Origin of the sequence: Streptomyces sp. NPDC014734 (assembly GCF_043083325.1) — a bacterium.
In the GTDB taxonomy this organism is placed as follows: Bacteria; Actinomycetota; Actinomycetes; order Streptomycetales; family Streptomycetaceae; genus Streptomyces.
Genome location: NZ_JBIBYN010000020.1, coordinates 65,409 through 91,173, shown reverse-complemented (window position 1 = coordinate 91,173; position 25,765 = coordinate 65,409). Strand labels below are relative to the sequence as shown.

22 protein-coding genes are annotated in these 25,765 nt (G+C 72.3%); 12 read left to right on the top strand and 10 right to left on the bottom strand.

Going from position 1 to position 25,765, the window contains the following annotated elements; translation table 11 throughout:
• Positions 1–128: 128 nt before the first annotated feature.
• Entirely contained in the window at positions 129–320 is a 192-nt protein-coding gene (locus tag ACF1CT_RS27645) for a DUF397 domain-containing protein (protein ID WP_391786678.1), read from the bottom strand.
• Positions 307–1,194 (bottom strand): helix-turn-helix domain-containing protein, encoded by an 888-nt coding sequence (locus ACF1CT_RS27640; RefSeq protein WP_391786677.1) that lies wholly within the window; start codon positions 1,192–1,194, stop codon positions 307–309. Before ACF1CT_RS27640 ends, ACF1CT_RS27645 begins: the two co-directional genes overlap by 14 nt.
• A 251-nt stretch (positions 1,195–1,445) precedes the next feature.
• Here ACF1CT_RS27640 and ACF1CT_RS27635 point away from each other — a divergent pair, with 251 nt between their 5' ends.
• The 4 genes from ACF1CT_RS27635 to ACF1CT_RS27620 all read left to right on the top strand — a co-directional run bounded on the left by ACF1CT_RS27635 (position 1,446) and on the right by ACF1CT_RS27620 (position 4,557).
• Positions 1,446–1,904 (top strand): ATP-binding protein, encoded by a 459-nt coding sequence (locus ACF1CT_RS27635; RefSeq protein ID WP_391786676.1) that lies wholly within the window; start codon positions 1,446–1,448, stop codon positions 1,902–1,904.
• A 118-nt stretch (positions 1,905–2,022) separates the two neighbouring features.
• A complete protein-coding gene (locus ACF1CT_RS27630; RefSeq protein WP_391786675.1) occupies positions 2,023–2,562 on the top strand; it encodes a CYTH domain-containing protein in 540 nt (179 codons plus the stop codon).
• Positions 2,563–2,919: 357 nt separating this feature from the next.
• Complete coding sequence (gene tnpA / locus ACF1CT_RS27625) at positions 2,920–3,309, top strand: IS200/IS605 family transposase (RefSeq protein WP_391786751.1); 390 nt, start codon at positions 2,920–2,922, stop codon at positions 3,307–3,309.
• A gap of 39 nt (positions 3,310–3,348) precedes the next feature.
• Positions 3,349–4,557 carry an RNA-guided endonuclease InsQ/TnpB family protein gene (locus ACF1CT_RS27620; protein ID WP_391786674.1) on the top strand — a complete coding sequence of 403 codons (1,209 nt, stop codon included), beginning with the start codon at positions 3,349–3,351 and terminating at the stop codon, positions 4,555–4,557.
• 142 nt (positions 4,558–4,699) lie between these two features.
• Here ACF1CT_RS27620 and ACF1CT_RS27615 read toward each other — a convergent pair whose 3' ends face one another.
• From ACF1CT_RS27615 to ACF1CT_RS27590, 6 genes are all read right to left on the bottom strand, one after another.
• On the bottom strand, positions 4,700–5,872 hold the full coding sequence (locus ACF1CT_RS27615) for an acyl-CoA dehydrogenase family protein (RefSeq protein WP_391786673.1): 1,173 nt from the start codon (positions 5,870–5,872) through the stop codon (positions 4,700–4,702).
• A complete protein-coding gene (locus ACF1CT_RS27610; protein WP_391786672.1) occupies positions 5,869–7,974 on the bottom strand; it encodes an acetyl/propionyl/methylcrotonyl-CoA carboxylase subunit alpha in 2,106 nt (701 codons plus the stop codon). Before ACF1CT_RS27610 ends, ACF1CT_RS27615 begins: the two co-directional genes overlap by 4 nt.
• Positions 7,975–7,991: 17 nt before the next feature.
• Complete coding sequence (locus ACF1CT_RS27605; protein ID WP_391786671.1) at positions 7,992–9,590, bottom strand: acyl-CoA carboxylase subunit beta; 1,599 nt, start codon at positions 9,588–9,590, stop codon at positions 7,992–7,994.
• Positions 9,587–11,407, bottom strand: coding sequence for an acyclic terpene utilization AtuA family protein (locus ACF1CT_RS27600; protein ID WP_391786670.1), 1,821 nt, complete (start codon positions 11,405–11,407; stop codon positions 9,587–9,589). Before ACF1CT_RS27600 ends, ACF1CT_RS27605 begins: the two co-directional genes overlap by 4 nt.
• A 49-nt stretch (positions 11,408–11,456) precedes the next feature.
• Positions 11,457–12,296 (bottom strand): TIGR03084 family metal-binding protein, encoded by an 840-nt coding sequence (locus tag ACF1CT_RS27595; RefSeq protein ID WP_391786669.1) that lies wholly within the window; start codon positions 12,294–12,296, stop codon positions 11,457–11,459.
• A 239-nt stretch (positions 12,297–12,535) separates the two neighbouring features.
• The gene (locus ACF1CT_RS27590; RefSeq protein ID WP_391786668.1) at positions 12,536–13,537 is read right to left on the bottom strand and encodes a DMT family transporter; all 1,002 of its coding nucleotides are present in this window, start codon (positions 13,535–13,537) and stop codon (positions 12,536–12,538) included.
• A gap of 207 nt (positions 13,538–13,744) precedes the next feature.
• On the opposite strand from ACF1CT_RS27590, the gene ACF1CT_RS27585 reads away from it, so the two are divergent.
• Positions 13,745–14,671 carry a LysR family transcriptional regulator gene (locus ACF1CT_RS27585; protein WP_391786667.1) on the top strand — a complete coding sequence of 309 codons (927 nt, stop codon included), beginning with the start codon at positions 13,745–13,747 and terminating at the stop codon, positions 14,669–14,671.
• 81 nt (positions 14,672–14,752) lie between these two features.
• Here ACF1CT_RS27585 and ACF1CT_RS27580 read toward each other — a convergent pair whose 3' ends face one another.
• On the bottom strand, positions 14,753–15,784 hold the full coding sequence (locus ACF1CT_RS27580; RefSeq protein WP_391786666.1) for an ArsR/SmtB family transcription factor: 1,032 nt from the start codon (positions 15,782–15,784) through the stop codon (positions 14,753–14,755).
• 640 nt (positions 15,785–16,424) lie between these two features.
• On the opposite strand from ACF1CT_RS27580, the gene ACF1CT_RS27575 reads away from it, so the two are divergent.
• Entirely contained in the window at positions 16,425–16,925 is a 501-nt protein-coding gene (locus tag ACF1CT_RS27575) for a hypothetical protein (protein ID WP_391786665.1), read from the top strand.
• 60 nt (positions 16,926–16,985) lie between these two features.
• On the opposite strand, the gene ACF1CT_RS27570 is transcribed toward ACF1CT_RS27575, so the two are convergent.
• Positions 16,986–20,012 (bottom strand): FAD-binding and (Fe-S)-binding domain-containing protein, encoded by a 3,027-nt coding sequence (locus ACF1CT_RS27570; RefSeq protein ID WP_391786664.1) that lies wholly within the window; start codon positions 20,010–20,012, stop codon positions 16,986–16,988.
• A gap of 256 nt (positions 20,013–20,268) precedes the next feature.
• Here ACF1CT_RS27570 and ACF1CT_RS27565 point away from each other — a divergent pair, with 256 nt between their 5' ends.
• The 6 genes from ACF1CT_RS27565 to ACF1CT_RS27540 are packed head-to-tail and all read left to right on the top strand — an operon-like array spanning position 20,269 to position 25,764.
• Positions 20,269–21,837 (top strand): ATP-binding protein, encoded by a 1,569-nt coding sequence (locus ACF1CT_RS27565; protein ID WP_391786663.1) that lies wholly within the window; start codon positions 20,269–20,271, stop codon positions 21,835–21,837.
• A complete protein-coding gene (locus tag ACF1CT_RS27560) occupies positions 21,834–22,277 on the top strand; it encodes a roadblock/LC7 domain-containing protein (RefSeq protein ID WP_391786662.1) in 444 nt (147 codons plus the stop codon). The genes ACF1CT_RS27565 and ACF1CT_RS27560 overlap by 4 nt, the downstream gene beginning before the upstream one ends.
• Complete coding sequence (locus ACF1CT_RS27555; protein ID WP_391786661.1) at positions 22,274–22,636, top strand: DUF742 domain-containing protein; 363 nt, start codon at positions 22,274–22,276, stop codon at positions 22,634–22,636. Before ACF1CT_RS27560 ends, ACF1CT_RS27555 begins: the two co-directional genes overlap by 4 nt.
• On the top strand, positions 22,617–23,270 hold the full coding sequence (locus ACF1CT_RS27550) for an ATP/GTP-binding protein (protein WP_391786660.1): 654 nt from the start codon (positions 22,617–22,619) through the stop codon (positions 23,268–23,270). Before ACF1CT_RS27555 ends, ACF1CT_RS27550 begins: the two co-directional genes overlap by 20 nt.
• Positions 23,267–24,559, top strand: coding sequence for a cytochrome P450 (locus tag ACF1CT_RS27545; RefSeq protein WP_391786659.1), 1,293 nt, complete (start codon positions 23,267–23,269; stop codon positions 24,557–24,559). Before ACF1CT_RS27550 ends, ACF1CT_RS27545 begins: the two co-directional genes overlap by 4 nt.
• The gene (locus ACF1CT_RS27540) at positions 24,556–25,764 is read left to right on the top strand and encodes a cytochrome P450 (protein ID WP_391786658.1); all 1,209 of its coding nucleotides are present in this window, start codon (positions 24,556–24,558) and stop codon (positions 25,762–25,764) included. Before ACF1CT_RS27545 ends, ACF1CT_RS27540 begins: the two co-directional genes overlap by 4 nt.
• The last annotated feature ends 1 nt before the right edge of the window (position 25,765 follow it).

Sequence of the window (25,765 nt, the reverse complement as noted above, 5' to 3'; positions counted from 1 at the left end):
ACGACTTCCCGCCGCGCCTCGACAACGGCCCCTCACGGCGACGCCCCCGCACGGCCGTCTTCGGCTGTACGGAGGCGCGTTGGCATTTCGCGGAGCTGTTGCTCTGCCCGCGTCGACACGGGCAGGCCCTACAACGCTTCCTCGGCCACGCTTCCGATGAAAGCTCGCCACCCCTCGGGGGCACAGGTCAGAACCGGCCCCGTCTGCTGCTTGCTGTCTCGCACGGCGACCGCATCACCGAAGTACGCCACCTCGACACACTGGCCGTTTCCGTTACTGTGGCTCGACTTGAACCACTCGGCGTTCTCAATCCTTTTCATAGCTCCCAGCTACCTCGGAAATCAGGCGTCGCGACGCCTGTTCGTCGAGCGATGCTTCCCAGATGTCGGCGAAGGCCGCGTCGTACTGTTGCACCTCCCGTTCCTTGTCCAGGTACAGGCCGCCGGTATATCCGTCCGAGTAGACGGTCGGCGGCTCCGTGGCAGCCCCGTCACCGGTCAGCGGGAACCGGAGGATCACGAACGGGCCGGTGACCACTCCCGAGTGCATACCAGCAGCGAATGGCACGACACGAATCGCGATGTTCGGCAGCCCCGCGACGTAGACCAGATGGGCAAGCTGCTGCGCCATCACCTCGGGTCCACCGACGGGACGCCGTAGCACCGCCTCGCCCAGCACGACACGCAACACCGGCGGGTCCATGGCTCGGGTCAGACGTGATTGTCGCTCGATGCGCAGGCGCGCACGTCCATCGAGGTCCGCGTCACTGATCCCTCGGATGTGCGTACGGATGATTTCGCGTGCGTAGCCCTCGGTCTGGAGTTGCCCGGGAACGAGGTCGGTCTCGTACACCGCCAGGTTTTCGGCAGCCTCTTCGAGTCCGACGTAGACGTTGAATCCCTCCGGGATCGAGTCGCCGTAGGCCTGCCACCAGCCGCGCGCCTTGGTCTCCTTCGCCAGACCCATCAGGGCCTCAGTGAGGTCCGGCGGCGCGCCGTACACCAGGCACATCGCCTGAACGTCCAGGCTCCGCAGCGCAGTCTGGCCCGTCTCGATGCGCCACATCTTCGCCTCGGACCACTCCAGCTTGCTCGCCGCCGCGCGCACCGTCAGTCGAGCCCGATTACGTAAGTCCCGGAGATTTCGACCCAGTTGACGACGCGGAACAGTCGAGCCAGTCGGACCCTCAGCCATCTTCACCCCTCCTGCAGAACCCAGTATGAGGGACTTTCGCCCCTCGCAATGAAAGCAATCCGGCGCTCGCTTCGCAGCGCAAGACATCAGTTCGACGTCTTGATAGCGGTACAACGATGTGAAGTCTTGCACCACATGCGTCCGCTGTGCAGTCTGGAAACCACTCTCCGTGAGCGATCAATCCGCCATGCAGCCGTGCCGACTTCCCCACACCGCCTGTCGTGAACGGCGCTTGTCCACGAGGAACATGCATGATCGATCTTCCGCAGGTACTTCCGGCCCCGTGCAGCACTCCCACCGCTGGGCCCCCGTCCACGCTGTTACTGGCTAGCGAGCCTCAATCAGTGCGCCAGGCAAGGGACTTCGTGCGCTCGTTCATCGGCCACCATGTCCCGGACGCCGCTGGTCAGCACGTCGATTCCGTCGTCCTGGTGACCAGCGAACTCGTCACCAACGCCTACCGGTACGGCACCGAGCCGGGCGACATGATCCGTGTCGTACTCGACGCCGAGTGCGGGAGAACCCGCGTCGAGGTGCACGACCCGGTGCGCCGCAGGCCCCGCCACCAGTGCGCGTCCGCCGAGCGCGACCCCGAACGCAATCGCGGGCGCGGCCTGGTCATCCTCGACGCGTTGTGCCCTTCACTGTGGGGGTGCGGTGATCGCCCCCTCGGGAAATTCGTGTGGGCGGAAATCCCGTGGAACGGGTAATCACCCGGCCGTTCCACGGTTCCGGGAACAGGGTGTCCCGGAGCGGGAGATGCCCCGGGCCCCTCCCACTGTGGAACGCGGACCCATCACCAGCCGAAGACACGAAGGAGTCAACCCTGTGACAGACATCGAGTACGAGGTGAAGGCCCTCGACATCGACCCCGCAGACATCGCCCGGCGGATCTCCGCTGCCGGTGGGGTCGAGGCTGCTCCGACGCGCGCCATGCGGCGGTACGTCTATGACACCGTCCCTCCGGTTCCCGGACGATGGGTGCGCCTGCGCGACACGGGCGACGTGGTCACCTTGTGCGTCAAGGAGATCAGCACCGACGCCGTCGACGGAACCCGTGAGACCGAGGTCATTGTCGATGACTTCACCGAGGCCGCCGCTCTGCTCCGCCTCGCCGGACTGACACCGCGCGGCTACCAGGAGAACCGGCGCACTTCCTACAAGCTCGGTGCGGTCCGCCTGGAGGTGGACGAGTGGCCGCGTATCCCGCCCTATCTGGAGATCGAGGCCGACGACGAGGCACAGGTGTGGGAAGCGGCAGCCACCCTCGGTCTCGCCCGCGAGGGCCTCACGTCGATCAACACCACGAAGGTCTACAGCTTGTACGGCATCGACCTCGAAAGCATCGTCGACCTGCGGTTCGAGTAGGCCGACGCCGCATATCCCGGCCGGGGCGGCCTGCCTCGGCCGGACCGAGAGGGGGCACCATGGTCGGAGTGTGTATTCAGCGCATGGACCTGTGCATGAGTCCCGGCGAGTTCGTCATGAGCCGGCGGTGCCGCGAGGTGGCCGCGTTCCGCGACGATGAGACCGCACGTCTCACGCGACTGCACACCCCGACGCCGCGCACCTGGTAGAAGCCCATCGGATAGCTAGCGAGGGGACCCGTGCGTTTACGCATGGGGGGAATCGCTTCTCAGGGCTGCTCTGACCTCAATTGTTCCCACGGATCTGCACTGTTGACCTCGGCTAGATGTGTGCGGCGTGTATAGTTTTCACGTGACTGTGACGCGGAAGGTTCGCCGGTACTCCGGCGGCGTGCACGACCTCGGGCTCCACGTGGTGTGGTGCCCGAAGTACCGCCGCCGGGTCCTTGGCGGCCGTGTCGCGGTCCGGCTGCGTGAGCTGATCGAGCAGAAGGCCGCCGAGCGCGGGTGGGAGATCATCGCGCTTGAGGTGATGCCCGACCACGTGCACCTGATCGTCAAGCACGAGCCGAAGGCTTCCGCCTCCTACGTCGCGAACCAGTTCAAGGGTTTCACCTCCCGCGTGCTGCGTGAGGAGTTCCCGCACCTCAAGTCCCGGATGCCTACCTTGTGGTCGTCGTCGTTCTTCGTCGCCTCGGTGGGCGCGGTCAGCGCGGACACGGTGGAGAAGTACATCAACACCCAGTAGGAACGCCCTTGGACGAAGAAGCAGAAGGAGGGGGCAGGCGTGATACGCGCTTACAAGTTCCTCCTTCGCCCAACCGTGCGCCAGGCGCAGGCCCTGTCCGAGATGCTGCGCGACCACTGTTCCCTCTACAACGGGGCGTTACAGGAACGACGTGACGCCTACCGGCATGTGTCGAAGACCTCGGTCAAGTACGGGCAGCAGTCCGCGCAGCTCAAGGAAATCCGAGCCTTCGACCCAGAGCGTCAGGGTCGGTGGTCGTTCAGCTCACAGCAGGCCACCTTGCGCCGCCTCGATAAGGCGTTTCAGGCGTTCTTCCGGCGCGCGAAGGCCGGTGAGACGCCGGGCTACCCCAGGTTCCGGGGCGTGAACTGGTTCGACACCGTCGACTTCCCGAAGGACGGCGACGGCTGCCGGTGGGACTCTACCCCGCACGACCCGGTGACCCGGGTCCGTTTCCAGGGCGTCGGGCAGGTCCGCGTCCACCAGCACCGGCCTGTCAAGGGCCGCGTCAAGACCGTCGGCATCAAGCGTGAGGGGCGGAAGTGGTACGTCATCCTCGCCTGCGACAACGTCCCTGCCGAGCCGCTGCCCACCACGGGCGCGGTGACCGGCATCGACATGGGCGTCACGCACTTCCTCACCACCTCCGAGGGCGCTCACGTCGAGAACCCGAGGCACGGCAAGCGCAACGCCGAAGCTCTCGCGAACGCTCAGCGTGCTCTCAAGGCGTTCCCCCGCCGCAAGCGGGAGAACCGGAGTGCCAGGCACCGCCGGGCGGTGGAGAAGGTTGCGGGGCTGCACCGCAAGGTGCGGCGTCAGCGCCTCGACCACGCGCACCAGGTCGCGTGCGCCCTGGTCCGCGACTACGACCGGATCGCACACGAGCAACTTCGCATCGCGAACATGGTTCGCGCCCCCAAGCCGAAGCCCGCCCCCGAGGCACCCGGCGCATTCCTGCCGAACGGAGCTGCCTCGAAGGCCGGGCTCAACCGCAGTATTCTTGACGCGGGTTGGGGGGTGTTCCTGGGCGTCCTCGCGCAGAAGGCTGAAAGCGCCGCTCGTGTTCTGATCCCGGTGGACCCCCGCAACACCTCCCGCACGTGCCCCAAGTGCGGGCACGTGGACGGCGAGAACCGCGACGGCGAAAAGTTTCAGTGCACCTCTTGTGATCACCGCGACCACGCGGACCGGGTAGGCGCCTGGAACGTCGCACTAAGGGCCGGGCTGGTCCTTCCCGACATGGCATAGCCACCGACAGGAGAAGCCCCCCGGATTCATCCGGGGGGAGGAGTCACGGCGGTGGGTCCCTTCGGAGCGGCGGACGCGGGCTGCGGGCCGCGCCCCCCGGGTGCGGGTGCGCGGCGCGGTGGGAGGGACAGGATGGCCCGCGTCAGTACGACTTGGGGAGCCCCAGGGACTGGTGGGACACGTAGTTGAGGATCATTTCCCGGCTGACGGGGGCGATCCGGGCGACCCGGGCCGCCGTGATCAGGGAGGCGAGGCCGTACTCGCGGGTGAGTCCGTTGCCGCCGAGGGTGTGCACGGCCTGGTCGACGGCCTTCACACAGGCCTCGCCCGCCGCGTACTTCGCCATGTTGGCGGCCTCGCCGGCGCCGATGTCGTCGCCCTCGTCGTAGAGCCGGGCGGCCTTCTGCATCATCAGCCTGGCGAGTTCGAGCTCGATGTGGGCCTGGGCGAGGGGATGGGCGATGGCCTGGTGGGCGCCGATGGGTTCCTTCCACACCTGCCGCGTCTTCGCGTAGTCGACGGCGCGGGCGAGCGCGTAGCGGCCCATGCCTATGCCGAACGCGGCCGTCATGATGCGTTCGGGGTTGAGCCCGGCGAAGAGCTGGAGCAGTCCGGCGTCCTCGTCGCCCACCAGGGCGTCGGCGGGCAGTCGTACGTCGTCGAGGACCAGCTCGAACTGCTTCTCCGGGGCCTGGAGCTCCATGTCGATCCGCGAGCGGCCGAAACCGGGGGTGTCGCGCGGGACGATGAAGAGGCAGGGCTTGAGCCTGCCGGACCGGGCGTCCTCGGTGCGGCCGACGATGAGCGTGGCGTCGGCGATGTCGACGCCGGAGACGAAGACCTTGCGCCCGGTGAGCAGCCAGTCGGCGTCGGCACCGGTGCCGTCCCTGCGGGCGGTGGTGGTGATGCGGTGGGAGTTGGATCCGGCGTCGGGTTCGGTGATGCCGAAGGCCATGGTGAGGCTGCCGTCGGCGAGTCCGGGCAGCCAGGTCCGCTTCTGGGTTTCGGTGCCGAAGCGGGCGATGACGGTGCCGCAGATCGCCGGGGAGACGACCATCATCAGCAGCGGGCTGCCCGCCGCCCCCAACTCCTCCAGCACGATGGAGAGTTCGGCCATGCCGCCGCCTCCGCCGCCGTACTCCTCGGGCAGGTTCACGCCGAGGTAGCCGAGCTCTGCGGCCTCCGCCCACAGTTCGCGGGGGTGGGATTCCTCGCGTATGACGGTCGTCGTGTAGTCGCGCCCGTAGCGCTTCCCGAGCGCGGCGACGGCGTCGCGCAGGGCGCGGTGCTCTTCGGTTCCGAGGGCGGTGCTCATCGCTGCGGTTCCTCCTGTACATCGTGTACGTCGGTGTCCTGCGCGGTCTGCGCGCCCCGGGCCGCGTCCCGCACGACGGCGAGCAGGGTGCCGACTTCCACTTGGAGGCCGGGCGCGGCGTGCAGGGCGGTGAGGGTGCCGGAGGCGGGGGCGAGGATGCGGTGTTCCATCTTCATCGCCTCCAGCCAGATCAGCGGCTGTCCGGCCTCGACCGGGGCGCCGGGGGCGAGTCCGTCGGCGACGCGGACGACGGTGCCGGGCATGGGGGCGAGCAGGGAGCCGGGTTCGGCGCGGTCGGCGGGGTCGGTGAAGCGGGGCAGGGCGGTGAGGGTGTACGAGCCGGTGGCGGTGTCCACGTACACCCGGGTCTCCCCGTCCTCCCGGCCGTTCCGGGCCTCCGGGAACTTCCGGTCATCCCGGTCCTCCCGGCCGTCCCGGTGTGTGGGGCCGGGGTATGTGGTGACGGCGAAGTGGCGGGTGACCGGGCCGATTTCGAGGGTGACGCGGTCCGGGCGGACGGCGACGACCCGTTCGCCGGTCTCGGGGACGGGGCTGCCGGTGCGGGTCGTGCGGTAGGCGGCCTCGTGCACGGAGCCGTCGGGTTCGGCGCGGTAGCGCTTGACCTGGGGCTGCGAGGGGTTGTTGCGCCAGGCGCCGAAGCGGGCGGGCAGCGAGCCGGTTCCGTACGGGTGCCGGTGGCCGGGGCCCTGCTGCCGGGACGCCGCGTCGGCGAGGGCGGCGGCCAGGGCGGCGAGACGGAGTTCCGTCTCGTCCGGGGGCGCGGTGAGGGCGGTCAGGTGCCGGTCGTAGAAGCCGGTGTCGAGGCGGGCGGCCCGGAAGTCGGGGTGACGCAGGGAGCGGACGAGCAGGTCCCGGTTGGTGACCGGGCCGTGGACGCGGGCGCGTTCCAGGGCGTGGGCGAGGAGGCGTACGGCCCCGTCGCGGGTGGGGGCGTGGGCGACGACCTTGGCGAGCATCGGGTCGTAACGCACCCCGATGGTGTCGCCGCCGGTGTATCCGGTGTCGAGCCGCAGTCCCGGTATGTCCTGCGGCACGTCCAGCGCGCGCAGCGCTCCGGTCTGCGGCTGCCAGTCGCGGGCGGGGTCCTCGGCGTAGAGCCGGGCCTCGACGGCGTGTCCGCGCGGCTTCGGGGGTTCGGGTGCGGGCAGCGGTTCGCCCTCGGCCACGCGCAGTTGCAGCGCGACGAGATCGAGCCCGAACACCGCTTCCGTCACCGGGTGTTCGACCTGGAGGCGGGTGTTCATCTCCAGGAAATACGGCCGCCCGTCGGGGGCGAGGAGGAACTCGACGGTGCCCGCGCCCCGGTAGCCGACGGCGCGGGCGGCGGCGACGGCGGCCTCGTGCAGCCGGGTCCGCAGCGCGTCGTCGAGTCCGGGCGCGGGGGCCTCCTCGATGACCTTCTGGTGGCGGCGCTGGAGCGAGCAGTCCCGGGTGCCGAGCGCCCAGACCCCGCCGTGCTCGTCGGCCATGATCTGCACCTCGACGTGCCGGCCGCGCTCCACGTACGGCTCGGCGAAGACCTCCCCGTCCCCGAAGGCCGACGCGGCCTCGGCGGCAGCCGCCTTCAACCCGCCCGGCAGCTCGTCGAGTTCACGCACCACGCGCATCCCGCGTCCGCCGCCGCCCGCCGCCGCCTTCAGCAGCAGCGGCAGATCGGCGGCGGTGGCGTGCTCCGGGTCGACGGGGGCGAGCAGCGGCACCCCGGCGGCGGCCATCAGCTCCTTGGCTCGGGTCTTGGACGCCATCGACTCGACGGCTTCGGCGGGCGGCCCCACCCAGACGAGCCCGGCGTCCCGCACGGCCCGCGCGAATCCGGCGTTCTCGGAGAGGAAGCCGTACCCGGGGTGCACGGCGTCGGCGCCCGCCGCGAGCGCGGCGCGCACGACGAGGTCGCCGCGCAGGTAGGTGGCGGACGGGGCCGCGCCCGGCAGCCGTACGGCGGTGTCGGCCTCGCGCACGTGGAGGGCGTCGGCGTCCGCGTCGGAGTACACGGCGACGGTGGCGATGCCCAGCGCGCGACAGGTGCGGAAGATCCGGCAGGCGATCTCGCCCCGGTTGGCGACCAGCAGTGTGGAGATCATCCCGTTCATCCCTCGCCTCACATCCGGAAGATTCCGAAGCCGCCACGAGCGCCTTCGACCGGCGCGGTGTGGATCGCCGACAGGCACATCCCGAGCACGGTCCGGGTGTCGCGCGGGTCGATGACCCCGTCGTCGTACAGCCGCCCGGACAGGAACATCGGCAGCGACTCGGACTCGATCTGCTGCTCGACCATGGCGCGCAGTGCGGCGTCGGCCTCGTCGTCGTAGGGCCGTCCCTTCGCGGCGGCGGAGGCGCGGGCCACGATGGACAGCACCCCGGCGAGCTGCTGCGGCCCCATGACGGCGGACTTGCTGCTCGGCCACGCGAACAGGAACCGGGGGTCGTACGCCCGTCCGCACATGCCGTAGTGCCCGGCCCCGTAGGAGGCGCCCATCAGCACGGACAGGTGCGGGACCTTCGAGTTCGACACCGCGTTGATCATCATCGCGCCGTGCTTGATGATGCCGCCCTGTTCGTACTCCCTGCCGACCATGTAGCCGGTGGTGTTGTGCAGGAAGAGCAGCGGTATGTCGCGCTGGTCAGCGAGCTGGATGAACTGGGCCGCCTTCTGCGACTCCTCGCTGAACAGCACGCCCTGCGCGTTGGCGAGGATGCCGACCGGGTAGCCGTGCAGGGTGGCCCAGCCGGTCACCAGGCTGGTCCCGTACAGCGGTTTGAACGCGTCGAAGTCGGAGCCGTCGACGAGGCGGGCGATGACCTCGCGCGGGTCGAACGGCACCTTCAGATCGCCGGGCACGATGCCGATCAGCTCGTCCTCGTCGTACTTCGGCGGCTCGGCGGGGCCCGGGTCGGGATGTGCCTTGTGCCGGTTGAGGCGGGCGACGATCCGGCGGGCCTGGCGCAGCGCGTCGTGCTCGTCGACGGCGAAGTGGTCGGCGAGTCCGGAGGTGCGGGCGTGCATCTCGGCGCCGCCGAGCGATTCGTCGTCGCTCTCCTCGCCGGTCGCCATCTTCACCAGGGGCGGTCCGCCGAGGAACACCTTGGACCGTTCCCTGATCATGACGGTGTGGTCGGACATGCCGGGGACGTACGCGCCTCCGGCGGTCGAGTTCCCGAAGACGACGGCCACGGTCGGGATGCCGGCCGCCGAGAGCCGGGTGATGTCCCGGAACAGCGCCCCGCCCGGGATGAAGATCTCCTTCTGCGAGGGCAGGTCGGCGCCGCCGGACTCGACGAGGCTGACGCAGGGCAGCCGGTTGGCGAAGGCGATCTCGTTGGCCCGCAGCGCCTTCTTCAGCGTCCACGGGTTGGAGGCGCCGCCGCGCACGGTCGGGTCGTTGGCGGTGATCAGGCACTCCACCCCCTCCACCACCCCGATCCCGGTGACGAGCGAGGCCCCGACCGTGTACTCGCTGCCCCACCCGGCGAGCGGCGACAGCTCCAGGAACGGGGTGTCCGGGTCGATCAGCAGCTCGATCCGTTCCCGGGCCAGGAGCTTGCCCCGCCGCCGGTGCCGTTCGACGTACTTCTCGCCGCCGCCCGCCAGCGCCTTGGCGTGCTCCCCGGCGAGTTCGTCGAGCTTCGCGAGCATGGCCGCGCGGTTCGCGGCGTATTCGGGGCCCGTGGTGTCGAGCCCGGTGGGCAGGACGGTCATGCGGTCACCTCCGGTGCGTGGACGGCTGCCAGCAGCGCTACGGGGATCGGGAGGTGGCGGGATCGCAGCCACTCCCCCACCGCCTTGGCCTGCGGGTCGAACCGGTGCTGGGCGGCCACGCCCTCGCCGAGCAGTCCGGGCACGACGAAGTTCAGCGCGCGCAGGTTCGGCAGGACGTGCCGCTCCACGGTCAACCCGGCGCATTCCGGGAGGAGTTCCTCGAACCGTTCGACGGTCAGTTCATGGACCAGCCACCGCCAGGCGTCGTCGTCACGCCCCCAGACGCCGACGTTGGCGTCGCCTCCCTTGTCCCCGCTGCGGGCGCCCGCGATCCGGCCGAGCGGGGCGATGCGGGTGAGCCCGGCGGGCAGCGGCTCCGGAAGCGGCGGCTGCTCGACGGAGTCCAGCGCCCGCGTACGCGCCGGGGGCTGCTGGTGCTCGCGCCGCCCGTCGGGGAGGACGGCGATGTGCGGGACCTCGGTGGCCGGTACGTACCGTGCCTCGAACACGCCGTACGGGCTGCCCCTGCCGGGCGGCGCGGTGACGTGGAAACCGGGGTAGCTGGCAAGCGCGAGCTCGATCGCGGCCCCGGACACGGCCCGCCCGACGGTCTCCGGGTCCTGGTCGCGGACGACGAGCCGGAGCAGGGCGCTCGCCGTCTCCTCGGTGGCGGCGTCCACCCGGTCGGTGCGCGCCAACTCCCAGCGCACCTCGTCGGGTTGTCCTGTTCCGGAACGGGCGAACGCGTCCGCGAACTGTTCCCGCACGAGCCTCGCCTTGGCCTCGATGTCGAGCCCGGTGAGCACGAACGCGACCTCGTTGCGCCAGCCGCCGAGCCGGTTGAGCCCGATCTTGAGCGTGGGCGGCGGGGCCTCCCCCCGCACCCCCGATATTCGTACCCGGTCGGGGCCCTGGCGGGTGAGCCGTACGGTGTCGAGCCGGGCGGTGACGTCCGGCCCGGCGTACCGCGCCCCGCCGGTCTCGTACAGCAGTTGCGCGGTGACGGTACCGATGTCGACGACGCCGCCGGTGCCGTCGTGCTTGGTGATGACGGACGAACCGTCGGCGTGGACCTCGGCGACCGGGAAGCCGGGACGGCCGATGGAATGGTCGCGGAAGAAGGAGTAGTTGCCGCCGGTGGCCTGTGTTCCGCACTCCAGTACGTGCCCGGCGACGACGGCCCCGGCGAGCGCGTCGTGGTCGTCCGGCCCCCAGCCGAAGTGGGCGGCGGCGGGCCCGGTGACGAGGGCGGCGTCGGTGACCCTTCCGGTGACGACGACATCGGCCCCGCCCCGCAGGCAGGCGGCGATGCCCGCACCCCCGAGGTAGGCGTTGGCGGTGAGGAACCCGTCCGGCACCGGCAGACCGTCCCCCTCCACATGCGCCACCCGCACCGGCACCCCGGTCCTCCCCGCCAGCTCCCGCACGGCGTCCGCAAGTCCGGCGGGGTTGAGTCCCCCGGCGTTGGTGACGATCCGCACCCCGCGTTCGTGGGCGAGCCCGAGACCCTCCTCCAGTTGGCGCAGGAAGGTGGTGGCGTACCCGCGCGTGGGGTCCTTGAGCCGGCTGCGGCCGAGGATGAGCATGGTCAGTTCGGCGAGGTAGTCGCCGGTGAGGACATCGAGGGGGCCGCCGGTGAGCATCTCGCGCAGGGCGTCGAAACGGTCGCCGTAGAAACCGGAGGCGTTGCCTATCCGGAGAGGTTCGGTGCCCGTCGGAAAGGGGCCGGTGCCCGCCCGGAGGGAGCCGTCGTCCGGCCGGACGGGGCCGGTGCCCGCCCGGAGAAGGCCGGCGTCCGGCCGAAGGGGGTCGGTCATGACCTGGCTCCGTACGGATCGTGGCCGGTACGCGGAGGTACGGTCCCGGTCACCTGCCACCTGCCCGGGGCGCGGGTCCGGCACCGGGCGCGCCGGGCCCTTCGGCGCGGGAAGCACGTCCGGCTCCCGGGGGTCCGGCGAACGCCTGCGCGATGTCGAGCCATCGGTCGGCGTCGGGCCCGGTGGCACGGACGGCGAGGTCGTCGCGGTGGGCGCGCCGGGTGACGAGCAGGCAGAAGTCGAGGAGCGGCCCGGTGACCCGCTGGGCGGCGTCCTGCGGCCCGTAGGCGATCGACCCGCCGTCCGGGACGTGGAGCTCCACCCGGAACTCCTCCTCGGGAACGGGAAGGCCGCGCACCGTGTACGCGTAGTCGCGGGCCCGCGTCCCGATCCGGGCCACATGCCGCAGCCGGGCGGTGGGGGCCCGGGTGACCCCGAGCGCGTCGGCGATGTCCTGGCCGTGCGCCCAGGTCTCCATGAGCCGGGCGGTCGCCATGGACGGCACACTCATGGGCGGCCCGTACCAGGGAATGCGGGTCCCGGCCGGCGCCGACCGCAGTACTTCCTGCATCCGTTCCCGCCCCGCCCGCCACCGAGCGAGCAGCGCCTGCGGCGGGGTCTCGTCCACGATCGCCCGCGCGGCCACGTCGACGAAGGTGTCGGGCGCGTCCAGGGCCTTCCGCACCTCGGGCCCGAACCCTTCGGGGTCGGTCGCGGCGAGCAGCGCCACCTCGTCGGTCCAGATGAGATGGGCGATCTGGTGGGCGACGGTCCAGCCGGGCGCGGGCGTCGGAGCGGCCCACTGCTCGTCCCTCAGCCCTCGGACCAGCTCGTCGAGTTCGCCGCTCTCCTCACGCAGGTCGTCGATCACGGCTGCGGCATCGGACACGGTGCGCTCCCCTCGGGGCGTGGCGGTGTGCCCAGGAGCATGGCAGCGCGGCAATAAACAAGCAAGCATGCTTGCATGATTTCCTGACGGACGTACGGCCGTGAGGGCCGACGGGCCCGATCGAGGCACGGAGCGCGCGGAGCGCCCGACCCGCGACCACTGAGCACCAGCACCAGCACCAGCACCAGCACCAGCCTCATGGCACCACGGCCTCGACGCCTCAGCGCCGATCGCGGCGGTCAGACGCGCGCGTTCGCCTTCCCGCCGCGCCCTCTCCCGGCTCGCGCCGCCCCGCGCCGTACCTGGCCCCGCACCGCGCCCATGCTCGCCCCGATGACCAGCGCGATGGCCAGGGCGTCCGTCGTGGCCAGGGCCTGACCGAGGACGAGGAAACCGGCCATGGCCGCGATCGCCGGTTCCAGGCTCATCAGGATCGCGAAGGTGGGCGCGGGCAGGCGGCGCAGCGCCATGAATTCGAGGGTGTACGGGAGGACGGAGCTCAGCAGCGCCACCGCCGCGCCCAGTCCCAGCGTGGACGGGACGAACAGCTTCGATCCCGACTCCAGGATCCCGAGGGGCAGGGTGAGAACGGTGGCGACGACCATGGCCATGGCCAGGCCGTCCGCCTGCGGGAAGCGGCGGCCGGTGCGGGCGCTGAAGACGATGTACGTCGCCCACATGACGCCCGCGCCCAGGGCGAACGCCGCGCCCACCGGATCGAGGCGGTCGAAACCTCCGCCGCCGAGCAGCACGACACCGCCCAGGGCGAGCCCCGCCCACACCACGTTGACCAGGCGGCGGGACGCGATCACCGAGAGCGCGAGCGGGCCCAGTACCTCCAGGGTGACGGCCGCGCCCAGCGGGATGCGGTCGGCGGCCTGGTAGAAGAGCGTGTTCATGCCGCCCATCGCACAGCCGAAGGCGAGGACCGTGCCCCAGTCGGCGCGGGAGTGACCGCACAGCCTCGGCCGGCAGACGACCACCATGACGAGCGCGGCGACGGCGAGGCGCAACGAGACGACGCCGAGCGCGCCGGCCCGCGGCATCAGCAGGACCGCGATCGAGGCGCCGAACTGGACGGAGAGCGCGCCCCCGACCACCAGCCCGACCGGGGCGAGGGCCGCGGCCCGGCCCGGCGTCCGGACGGTCCCGGTCGCCGCCCCGACGGCGCCCGCCGCCTCCGGTACGGTGACGGCCGCTGCCCGCTCCGTCGCCGCCGCTGTGCTGTGCTGGTCGCCCACCTGTGGTGTTCCTCCCGAGTCCGGTCCGGGCGGGTGCCCGGGTCCGATGCCTGCCGCCCCGCACCCGCCGACGACGCCTGCCGCCCGCCGCTCGTCGCCCACTGCTCGCCGCTCGACGCACCGGGTCGTGCGGTACCTCCCTCTTACGGTAGGTACCTCCGCGTGCCACGTGAAATGCCGGATGGACACCGGTTATGCTCCGCACGCATGAGCCCTGGACCGAGCGGTGCCCCCGGCGATGGAAGCGGCCGGGAAAGCAGCCGGAACCGCGGCGTCGAGATCCGCCACCTGCGTGCCTTCCTCGCCGTCGCCGACGAGGGCAACGTCACCCGCGCCGCCGCCCGGCTCCGCCTCACGCAGCCCGCGGTCTCCCGCACCCTCGCCGCCCTGGAGCGGCACCTCGGCATCCGGCTGGTCGACCGGTCCACCCACCATCTCGTCCTCACCCCGGAGGGCGTCGCCTTCCGCGACCGGGCCGCCGCCGCGGTCGCCGCGTTCGACGAGGCCCTCGGCTCCGGCGGGACGCGCCACCGCCCCCTGCGGGTCGGGTACGCCTGGTCCGCGTTCGGCCCGTACACCACACCGTTGCTCCGTCTCTGGCAGGAACGCCATCCCCGGGTCCCGCTCGAACTGCTGCGGATCGACGACCGCACCGCCGGACTGGCCCGGGGCGAGGTCGACGCGGCGCTGTTGCGGGGGCCGGTGGGGTCCCCGGGGCTGCGCGCCGAGGTGCTGTTCGACGAGGCCCGGGTGGCGGCGGTGGCGGCGGACGGCCCGCTCGCCGCCCGTGCCGTGCTCCGGCTCGCCGATCTGGCGGGCGGCACCGTCGTGCTCAACACCGTCTCCGGCACCACCACCATCGGTCTGTGGCCGCCGGACGCCGGGCCCGCCTCGACCGTCACCGTCGCCAACACCGACGACTGGCTGACCGCCATCGCGGCGGGGCGCGGCTCCGGGGTCTCCGCCGCGTCCACCGCCGGCATGCACCCGCACCCGGGCGTCGTCTACCGTCCGCTGGTCGACGCCCCGACCGTTCCGGTCCTGCTCGCCCGCCGCGACGCGCCGGGCCATCCGGCCCTGGGCGACCTCGTCGCGCTGGCCCGGGAGATCGTGGCGCGGGACGTCACGCGCTGAGGGGGCCGCCACGCGGTGCGGAGGTCTTCGGCGCGACGGCCGGGACGGCTCCGGAGGTGGCGCGGTGCCGTCCGGCCGCCGCTACCGGTCCGCCGGTGACGGGGTCCGGCCGTCGAGCAGGGCCAGTCCCGCCGAGGTGGTGGTGTGGAGGACGTACTTGCCCCGGCGCACGCTCAGCACGAGCCCGGCCCCGCGCAGGATCGCGGTGTGCTGACTGACCGCCGCCGCCGAGATGCCGAGGCGGCACGCCAGCTCACCCGTTGTACTGCCGGTGACGGCACCCTCCAGGATCGCGGCGCGGGTGCTGCCGATCAGCGAGCCCAGCCCCGACTCCCGCTCCCGCGCCCAGCCGGGTGTGTGCTGGATCGGGTAGACGAGCACCGGCGCCGCCTCGTCGGAGGCGAGCGTGACCGGTGTACGGACGCAGAAGAAGGAGGGCTGGAGCAGCAGGCCCCTGCCGTCGAGCCGCAGTTCGCGGTCGACGGGGTAGTCCGCCTCCAGTACCGGCGGTCGCCACCGCAGCACCGGACGGAAGCCTCCCAGCAGTCCGTCCGTGCCCGCCCGGAGCAGCGTCCGCACCCGCAGCGCCAGATCCGCCTCCAGTTGCGCCCGGATCCGCGGCCAGAAGGGCGCGAGGGCGTTCCGGTGGTAGGTGTGCAGGGCGGTGCCGAGCCGGTGCAGTGCCTCCGGCGAGCCCTCGGCCAGTGAGCGGACCACCGGGGGCAGCGGCCGACTGCGCCTCCGGGCCGCGGCGAGCTCCGACAGATGGGCGTGCACCAGGGAGCGGGGGGTGTCGAGCACGGTCCCCACGGCGTGGTCCAGGTCGAACGTGCCGTTCAGGTCGGGGGTGAGGAAGTCCGGGAAGTAGCCGACTGACGGCAGCAACGGCCCCAGCAGCGTGCAGGCCGGGGTCAGCCGCTGCCGGGCCCGGCGGCGCCAGTCGCCGAACATCAGGGGGTTGGACCCGATGACCAGGGCCTGGAAACTGTTGACGATCTCCCACAAGGGGTCGGGCGCGGCGGCGACGCGGACGCGTCCGATGTCCTCGGGGGTGAAGTGCACCCGCAGCAAGGCGATCTCCGGTGTGGTCGCTCGGAGGGTGCGCGACGGCACCCGTACGACAGGGCCCCGTACAGCCGACCGGTCCCTACACGGGCGGTCGGTCCGTACGCGCGGCCGGTCGGTCCGGACACGGTCGGTCGGTCCGTGCACGCGCCGGCCCGGTGCGCCGACTCGTCGGTTCGGCCGGCTCTCCGTTCGGCGGGCCGGGCCGTCGCGGCTGCCGGCGCCCGCCGTGAGGCGACGGGGGTGGTCCGCGCCCTCCCGGTGCGATCCGGTGCGTGTGGTCCATGCGATCCCCCCGCGATATGACCGGTCTCCTCACCATCGGGGCCGGACACGGGGGCGGGCAAGGCGGCGCGCGCGGCGTACGAGGAGCGCGCTTCTCCGGCATTCCCTCCGCACGCTCTCCCCCCCGTCGCTCCGTTCGTCTCCCCGGTGCCCTTCGCAGGAGGTCGCGCCCGTCCGGCGCCGGACGGCCACGGTCTCCGCCACGGCCCATCGCTGGGGAGACCGTTAAGCAACAGCTTCAACGTGTGGCGCACGCACTGCCGCGTACAACAGCCTGTTCCCGCGAACGGATACGGCAGGAGAAGCGGAAGACACCGGAGTCCGGTTCGCCACCCGCACACGCACCAGCGCACAGCCGTACGCGAACTCGCGTACGGACCGTTCCAACAGGGGGGTTCACCACATGCGCCACAAGCGCTCGCTCGTCGGCACCATCAGCGCCCTGGCCCTCGTCCTCACGGCCGGCTTCACCGTCGGCTCCGCCGAGGCCGCCGCTCCGCCCGACCGGGACGCGGCAGCCGGGCAGGTTCTGCGGACACCGGCCGCTCCCTCGGGAGCCGCTGCCGCGTCGACGCAGGGCATCCTGGCCACATCGCCGTCCGTCTCGCCGTCCGCGCCGTCCCAGCACCTGCCGCCCAACACGGCCTTCACCTGCCACTCGGGGGCCCTCTGCACCGCGGCCTGGGACCCCACCACAGGCAGTTGGGAGGTGTTCTCCCTCACCATCTGCGCCCGGTACTCGCTCTCCTACTGGGGAGGCGCGGGGAACTACTGGGACCACCAGACGGGCACCCCGACCTCGTTCTTCTACGGGCAGAGCGGAAACACCATCACGTCCTTCAAGCCGTTCAGCGGCAGGCGGGACCAGAACTGGGACTCCGTCTGGTCCATCCGCAACTGCTGACCGCGCCGCACCCCGTCGACGGCGATCCGGTCGCGCGTCGCACCCGCCCGGCCCCGGTCCTCACCCGACCGGGGCCGGGCCCCGCGCGTCCCCACTCACTCCGTCCCCGGCTCCGTCCCCGGTCGTTCCCCCGGCCCCGCCTCCGGGGGCTTCCGCCTCCAGCCCCTCCGCCAGCAGCTCGGCGAGGTGCCGCGCACGCACCCCGCCGAGTTGCCCGAGCTGCGTGCGGCAGGAGAAACCGTCCGCGAGGAACGCCGTACCGGGCGCGGCGGCCCGTACCGCGGGCAGCAGTTGCTCCTCCGCACACGCCACCGACACCTCCCAGTGACCGCGTTCGAAGCCGAAGTTCCCGGCGAGCCCGCAGCATCCTCCGGTCAACTCACCTGTCAGTCCGGCGCGTTCGCGCAGCCGCCGGTCGGCCGCGTCGCCCAGGACCGCGTGCTGATGGCAGTGCGTCTGGCCGACGGCCGGGCGGTCCAGTCGGGGCGGCAGCCAGTCCGGCGCGCACTCCTCCAGGTACTGCGCCAACGTCCGCACCGAGGCGGCGAGTTCGGCGGCCCTGGGGTCGTCGGGAAGGAGTTCGGGCAGGTCGGTACGGAGGGTGGCGGCGCAACTCGGTTCGAGGACGACGACCGGTTCGCCGAGAAGGCCGCCCATCCGGCCCAGGGTCCGGCGCATCACCGTACGGGCCCGGTCGAGCTGTCCCGTGGACACGTAGGTGAGGCCGCAGCACACACCGGGGCCGGGCAGCCGCACGGTCCGGCCCGCGGACTCCAGGACCCGGACCGCCGCCCGGCCCGCCTCGGGCGCGAAATGATTGGTGAAGGTGTCCGGCCAGATCGTGACCGGCCGAGCAGTGCCCGGCTTGACGGTGCCCGGCCGGACGGTGCCCGGCCGCTCGTCCGCGAGGGCCTCCGCGGCCCGCTCCCCGCGCCGGGTGAACCACCGGATGAACGTCTCGCGCGCCAGGACCGGAATGCCACGCTCCGGCGCGATCCCGGCGAGCCGCTTGGCCGCGGCGGCCAGGGGACGCACCCGGGCCAGGGCGTTCAGCACCCTCGCGAACGGGGCGGCCCGGCGCAGCCACCTCGGCAGCCGGCCCATCGTGTAGTGGGCGGCCGGGCGCGGCCGTCCCCGGTAGTGGTGGTGCAGGAACTCCGCCTTGTACGTGGCCATGTCGACGCCCACCGGACAGTCGGAGCGGCAGCCCTTGCAGGACAGGCAGAGGTCGAGGGCGTCGCGCACCTCCGTCGACCGCCAGCCGTCCGTGATCACCTCGCCCGCGAGCATCTCGTGCAGCAGCCGGGCCCGGCCGCGGGTGGAGTGGGCCTCCTCGCCGGTCGCCCGGAACGAGGGGCACATCACGCCGGTTCCGGCCGGGCGGGCGGTGCGGCACTTGGCGACGCCCACGCAGCGGCGCACCGCCGCGGTGAAGTCGCCGCCGTCGTCCGGGTAGCCGAATGCGACGTCCACCGGGCGTCTCGGCAGGACGTCGAAGCGGAGGTGCTCGTCGAGCCGGGCGGGGCGGGCGAGGACGCCCGGGTTCATGCCGCCGTCGGGGTCCCAGAGGTCCTTGAACCGGGCGAAGAGGGCGACGAGTTCGTCCCCGTACATGCGGGGGAGCAGTTCGGCGCGGGCCAGGCCGTCGCCGTGCTCGCCGCTCAGCGATCCGCCGTGCGCGACGACAAGGTCGGCGAGGTCGGTGGAGAAGCGGCGGAAGCGGGCGACGCCGCCGGGGTCCAGCAGGTCGAAGTCGATCCGGACATGGACGCAGCCCTCGCCGAAGTGCCCGTAGGGGGTGCCGCGCAGCCCGTGCTCGGCGAGCAGGGCGCGGAAGGCGCGGAGGTACGGGCCGAGCCGGGCGGGCGGTACGGCGCAGTCCTCCCAGCCGGGCCACGCCTCGGCACCGTCGGGCATCCGGGTGGCGGTGCCGGCGGCGTCCTCGCGGATGCGCCACAGGGCGCGTTGTCCGGCCGGGTCGGTGACGACCGCGCCGTCCAGCGCGTCGCCCGCCCGCAGAATCCGTTCGGCGTGCGCCCGTGCCTCGGCCGGGGTGGCGCCGCCGGTCTCGACGAAGAGCCAGGCGCCGCCGCGCGGCAGCCCGGCCGGCTCCCGGACGAGGTCGGCGGCCATGCCCTCCACGGTCAGCGGGTGGTGGGGCAGGAGGCCCGCGGCGGCCTCGGCGGCGGCGGACTCGTCGGCGTAGCCGAGTACGGCGAGCGCGCGGGCCGCCGGTGCCTCGACGAGCCGTACGGTCGCCTCGGTCACCACCCCGAGGGTGCCCTCGCTGCCGCAGAGGGCACGGGCGAGGTCGGTGCCGCGTTCGGGCAGCAGGGCGTCCAGGGCGTATCCGGAGATGCGGCGGGGCAGTTCCGGGAACCCGGTGCGCAGCAGCGCGAGGCTGCCGCCGACGAGTTCGGCGAGTCCGCCGGACAGGGACGCGAGGGAGGCCGGGCCGCCCGGCGGGGAGGCGAGTCCGCCGGACGGGGATGCGAGCGGGACCGGGCCGACGGGGAGCAGGGGGTCCGGGCCCCGGCCCGCCCGGAGGGTGTCGCCGCCGTAGCGGGCCACGGTCAGGGTGTGCACGTTGTCGGCGGTGGTGCCCCAGGCGACCGAGTGCGCGCCGCAGGAGTTGTTGCCGATCATGCCGCCCAGCGTGCAGCGGCTGTGGGTGGAGGGGTCGGGGCCGAAGGTGAGGCCGTACGGGGCCGCGGCGGCCCGCAGGTCGTCCAGGACCACGCCGGGCTGGACGACCGCGGTGCGGGACTCGGCGTCCAGCCGGGTGATCCGGCGCAGGTGGCGTGTGAGGTCGAGCACGACGCCGGTTCCGGTGGCCTGCCCGGCGATGGACGTGCCTCCGCCGCGCGGGACCACCGGCACCGCGTGGGCGCGGCAGACGGCGAGTGCGGCGGCCACGTCGTCGGCGTCGCGCGGGGCGACGACGCCGAGCGGTACCCGCCGGTAGTTGGAGGCGTCCATGGTCGTCAACGCCCGTGCGGCAGGGTCGAAGCCGACCTCCCCGCGGACCGCCGCACGCAGGGCGTGTGCGAGTTCGGTGCGTTCCGTGGGTTCGTGAGGTACGGCCATCGGCCCAGCATGCCGTTGATCGGGCCTCTGGCGCTCCGGGACCCCGTACGTTTCCCGTGAATACCTCAAATACTCGGGAATACGTCGGACAGGTAGTCACATACGTAACAGAGAACGCCACAGGAGCTTCCCAAAGAGAGCGTCAATTCTCATATAGTGACCCAGACTTACCTGGGAATTATCAACTCCAGTTGTCGCATTCGCCCTCGCCCTACCGAACTGCCCAGAATCGCCCCGTCCGCCCCAAGGACTCCACTTGAGCGCCTCATCCCGGCCGACCGCACTGGCCCTGCTGATATCTCTGGCCGTCACCGGTTCCCTGTGCCTGTGGGCGGTCGCCGCTGCCCCCGACTCGGTACGGGCCCCCCTGGCCTGGGGAGCGGGCGGTGCCGCCGTGCTGCTGTCCGCCGCCGTGGCCGCCGCCGTCCATGCCCGCGTCACCGCGAACCGGCTGCGTGCCCGGCTCGCCTCGGAGACCCAGCGGTTCACCGGCGAGATCAGCCGGCTGGTGTCCGCCTCCGCCGCCGAGGGCCAGCGCTTCACCGCCGAAACGGCCCGGCTCAGGGCCACCGCCGAGGCCGAGACCGCCCGGATCGCCGAGCGGGCCGCCGCCGAGACGCAACGGCTGAACGGCGACGTCGAGCGGCTCGCGGCCCGCGCGGCCCGCAGCGAGACCGAGCGTTCCGCCGCGGTCGCCGCCTGCGCCAACGCCGCGGGCCGGATGCAGGCCCTCGCCACCAGCATGCTCGCCGACCTGCGCGAGATGGAACACCGGCACTCCGCCGAGGACGTGCTCGGCGACCTGCTCCACCTGGACCACCGCACCGCCCAGGCAGGCCGCCTCGCCGACTCCATCGCCGTACTCACCGGCGCCCGCTCCGGACGGCGCTGGGCCAAGCCGATCGTCATGGAGTCGATCCTGCGCGGCGCGATGGGCCGGATCAGCGGCTACCAGCGCGTACGTCTGCACTCGACGAGCGACGTCGCGGTCGCCGGCCACGCCGCCGAGGGCGTCATGCACGCGCTCGCCGAACTCCTCGACAACGCCGCGAACTTCTCGCCGCCGACGGCGGAGGTCCACGTGTACGTCGAGGAGGTGCCGGCCGGCATCGTCCTGACCGTCGAGGACAGCGGCCTGGTGATGAGCGACGTCCAGCTCCGCCGTGCCGAGCGCGCCGTCTCGGCCACCGACCACGACCTGACGGGGCTCTCCGGCACCCGGCTCGGCCTCGCCGTCGTCGGCCGACTGGCCCGCAAGCACAGCCTGACCGTGTCGTTCCGGCCGTCCGCGCGCGGCGGCACGGGTGCGCTGATGATGCTTCCGCAGGAGATCCTCGCCCGGACCCCGGTCGCGGCCCCGGCACCCGCCTCGTCCCCGACGCCCGCCCCCGCCGCCTCGTCCCCGACGCCCGCCCCGGCGCCGGAGCCGTTGCCCGTGCGGATCCCGGAAGCCATGTCCACGACAGATTCCGTACCGGCTCCCGAACCGGAGCCCGCGCACGGCACGGCCACCCCGGCCGTCCCGGGCGACACCCACCGTCCGCAGCCCCCGGCCGCCCCCGGCCTCCCGGAAGCGTCCGCGTCCGCGGACTCCACCACGTCCGAGACCACCGGCAACCTCCCCCGGTTCGGCGAGAGCGGACTCCCCAAGCGCCCCCGCGGGCGCACCCTCGCCGCCGCCGAGGCCCGTCACCAGGCCCACGGCGACGACGACAGCACCCGGCCCCGTGCCACCGACCCCAAGGAACAGGCAGCCCGCTTCAGCAGCTTCCGCCAGGCTGTCCGGCCCAATCCCCCGCACCCGGAAGAAGGCAACACCCGATGACCGCGACCACCGACGAGAAGCTCAACTGGCTGCTGGAGGGGCTCCTGGAGCGCACCCCCGGCACCCGCCACGCCCTTGTCCTGTCCAGGGACGGCCTCAAGCTGTGCCGTACCCCCGAGCTCTCCGTCGACCAGGCCGACCAGCTGGCCGCCATCTCGGCCGGTATCCAGAGCCTGTCGCACGGCGCGTCCATCGAGTTCGGCGACGGCTCCGGCGGCGTGCGGTCCGCGATGGCCGAGTTCTACGGCGGCGTGCTGTTCATCGTCGAGGCGGGCGCGGGTGCCCACCTCGCCGTCGTCGCCTCCGACGAGGCGGACGTCGGCCTCATCGGACACAACATGAGTGAACTCGTCGAGCAGCTCGGCGAGCACCTCGTGGCACCGCCGCGCTCGCACGAGGGCGCCGGGACCACCGCCGTCGACGCGACCGCGAACGTATGAACCGCCCCCGCCCCGGCAGGGACGACGCCCCGGACCGGCTGTACACCCTCACCGGGGGTCGCAGCCGGTCCGACTCGGACGCGTTCGACCTCGTGACCCTGGTGGTCTCCGAGTGCGAACCGACCCCCGGCATGCAGTCGGAACACGCCACGATCCTGCGGATGTGCACCCTGCCCACCGCGGTCGTGGAGATCTCCGCGGGCCTGGGCCTGCCCGTCAGCATCGTCCGCATCCTGCTGTCCGATCTGCTGGCCACCGGCCGGATCAGCGCCCGCCACCCGCGCACCGCGCGGGTCGCGGACCGCCTTCCGGCCCCCGACATCCTGGAACAGGTGCTCGTTGGACTCCGCAATCTCTGACCGTGCCGCCCTGCGGGCCACGGCCGACAACGGACTGAAGATCGTCGTCGTCGGCGGCTTCGGCGTGGGCAAGACCACCATGGTCCGGTCCGTCAGCGAGATCCGTCCGCTGAACACCGAAGAGACCATGACCCAGGCCGGCGAAACCGTCGACCACCTCGACGGTGTGCAGTCGAAGACGTCCACGACCGTCGCCTTCGACTTCGGCCGGATCTCGCTCGACGAACGCTCGGTGCTGTACCTCTTCGGCGCCCCCGGCCAGGAACGTTTCTGGTTCCTGTGGGACCGGCTGTTCTCGGGCACGCTCGGCGCCGTCGTCCTCGTCGACACCCGTCGGCTCTCCGACTCCTGGTACGCGATCGACCGCCTGGAGCACCACGGCACGCCGTTCATCGTGGCGTGCAACGACTTCGGCGGCCCGCTCCACACCGAGCAGCAGATACGCGAGGCGCTCGACCTCTCGGACGACGTGCCCCTCGTGGAGTGCGACGCCCGGGACCGTTCGTCCAGCAAGTACGTGCTGATCACGCTGGTCGAGTACCTGCACACCCTGTCGCGGCGCAGGCTCGACGCCGCCGACCCGTCCGCCCCTCCGGCAACGACGCCGGCGAAGACCCCGGAGCCCACGCCGTGACCCAGCCCCCGGCGCCGTCCGCCGGCTGCCCCGTGTCCCAGGGCCGCGTGCCGCTCTCCGGCCCCCGGTTCCAGACCGAGCCGACCCACCTGTACCGGGAGATGCGCCGCGACCACGGGGCCGTGGCGCCGATCGTCCTCGACGGCGACATCCCCGCCTGGCTGATCCTCGGCTACCGCGAACTGCACCAGGTCACCGCCGACCCGGTGCTGTTCAGCCGCGACTCCGACCTGTGGAACCAGTGGGAGAACATCCCCGACGACTGGCCGCTGCTGCCGATGATCGGCCGCAAGCAGCCGTCGATCCTCTACACCGTCGGCCCCCGGCACACCGAGCGTGCCGCGATGATCGGCAACGCGCTGGAGGGCGTCGACCCGTTCGCCCTGAAGCGGTACGCGGAGGAATTCGCCGACGGCCTCATCGACCGGTTCTGCCCGACCGGCCGCACCGACATCATCGCCGACTACGCGATGCTGCTCCCCGCGCTCGTCCTGGCGAGGATCTACGGCTTCGGCGACTCCGTCGCCGCCGCGCTCGTCGGCTCGATCAACGACATGATCGACGGCCGGGAACGGGCGCTGGCCGGACAGCAGCACCTCGCCTCCTCCATGGTCCAGCTGCTCGTCGACAAGCACGCCGTGCCCGGCGACGACGTCGCGACGCGGATGCTCGCCGACCCCGGCGGCTTCACCGACGAGGAGATAGCCCAGGACCTCATGGTCATGATGGCCGCCGGGCACCAGCCGACCGCCGACTGGATCGGCAACTCGCTGCGGCTGATGCTCACCGACGACCGGTTCGCCGCCTCCCTCTCGGGCGGTCGGCACAGCGTCGCCGAGGCGATGAACGAGGTGCTCTGGGAGGACACCCCGACCCAGAACGTCGCGGGCCGCTGGGCCTCGCGCGACACCCGCCTGGGCGGGCGGCACATCGAGGCGGGCGACATGCTGCTGCTGGGCATCGCCGCCGCCAACTACGACCCGCAGATCCGCACCGACGGTTCCGCCCTGACCGGCGGCAACAACGCCTTCCTCTCCTTCGGCCACGGCGAGCACCGCTGCCCGTTCCCGGCCCAGGAGACCGCCGAGGTCATCGCCCGCACCGGCATCGAGGTCCTGCTGGACCGCCTCCCGGACATCGACCTCGCCGTCCCCGCCGAACGGCTCACCCGCCGCCCGTCCCCGTGGCTGCGCGGCCTGACCGACCTGCCGGTGACGTTCACCCCCACCCCCGCCATCGGCTCCGCCACCACCACCGCCCTCGCATCCGCCCTCGGAGGCCAGAGATGACCCGGATCGCGCTCGACCCCTTCGTCACCGACCTCGACGGCGAGAGCGCCCGGCTGCGGGCGGCCGGGCCGCTCGCCGAGGTGGAACTGCCGGGCGGGGTGCACTGCTACGCGGTCACCCACCACGCCGAGGCGCGGCAACTGCTCACCGACAGCCGGATCGTGAAGGACATCGATGTCTGGAACGCCTGGCGGCGCGGCGAGATACCGATGGACTGGCCGCTGATCGGCCTCGCCAACCCGGGCCGTTCCATGCTCACCGTCGACGGCGCGGACCACCGCAGGCTGCGTACCCTGGTCGCGCAGGCGCTGACCGTGAAGCGGGTCGAACGGCTGCGGGACGGCATCGAGGCGCTGACGACCGCGAGCCTGGACCGGCTGGCCGCGCTGCCGAAGGACGAACCGGTCGACCTGAAGGCGGAGTTCGCCTACCCGCTGCCGATGAACGTGATCAGCGAGCTGATGGGCGTCGACAGGGCCGACCACCCCCGGCTGAAGGAGCTCTTCGAGAAGTTCTTCTCGACGCAGACCCCGCCGGAGGAGGTTCCGCAGATGATGGCTGACCTCAGCGCACACTTCACGAAGATCGTCGAGGGCAAGCGGACCAACCCGGGCGACGACCTCACCAGTGCCCTGATCGCGGCCTCCGAGGACGGCGACCGCCTCACCGACGAGGAGATCGTCAACACCCTCCAGCTGATCATCGCGGCCGGTCACGAGACCACGATCAGCCTGATCGTCAACGCCGTCGTCGCGCTCCAGACCCACCCCGAGCAGCGCAAGCGGGTGCTGAGCGGCGAGGTGCCGTGGGAGAACGCGATCGAGGAGACGCTGCGCTGGAACACGCCCACGTCCCACGTCCTGATCCGGTTCGCCACCGAGGACGTCGAGGTCGGCGACAAGGTGCTGCCCGAGGGCGAGGCCCTGATCGTCTCCTTCGGCGCGCTCGGCCGCGACGAGACGCAGCACGGACCGGGCGCCGGCGAGTTCGACGTGACCCGCTCCCCCAACCGCCACATCGCGTTCGGCCACGGCCCGCACGTCTGCCCCGGCGCGGCGCTCTCCCGGCTGGAGGCCGGAGTGGCACTGCCCGCGCTGTACGAGCGGTTCCCGGACCTGGAGCTCGCCGTCCCGGCGTCCGAGCTGCGGAACAAGCCGATCGTCACCCAGAACGACCTGCACGACCTGCCGGTACGCCTGGGCTGAG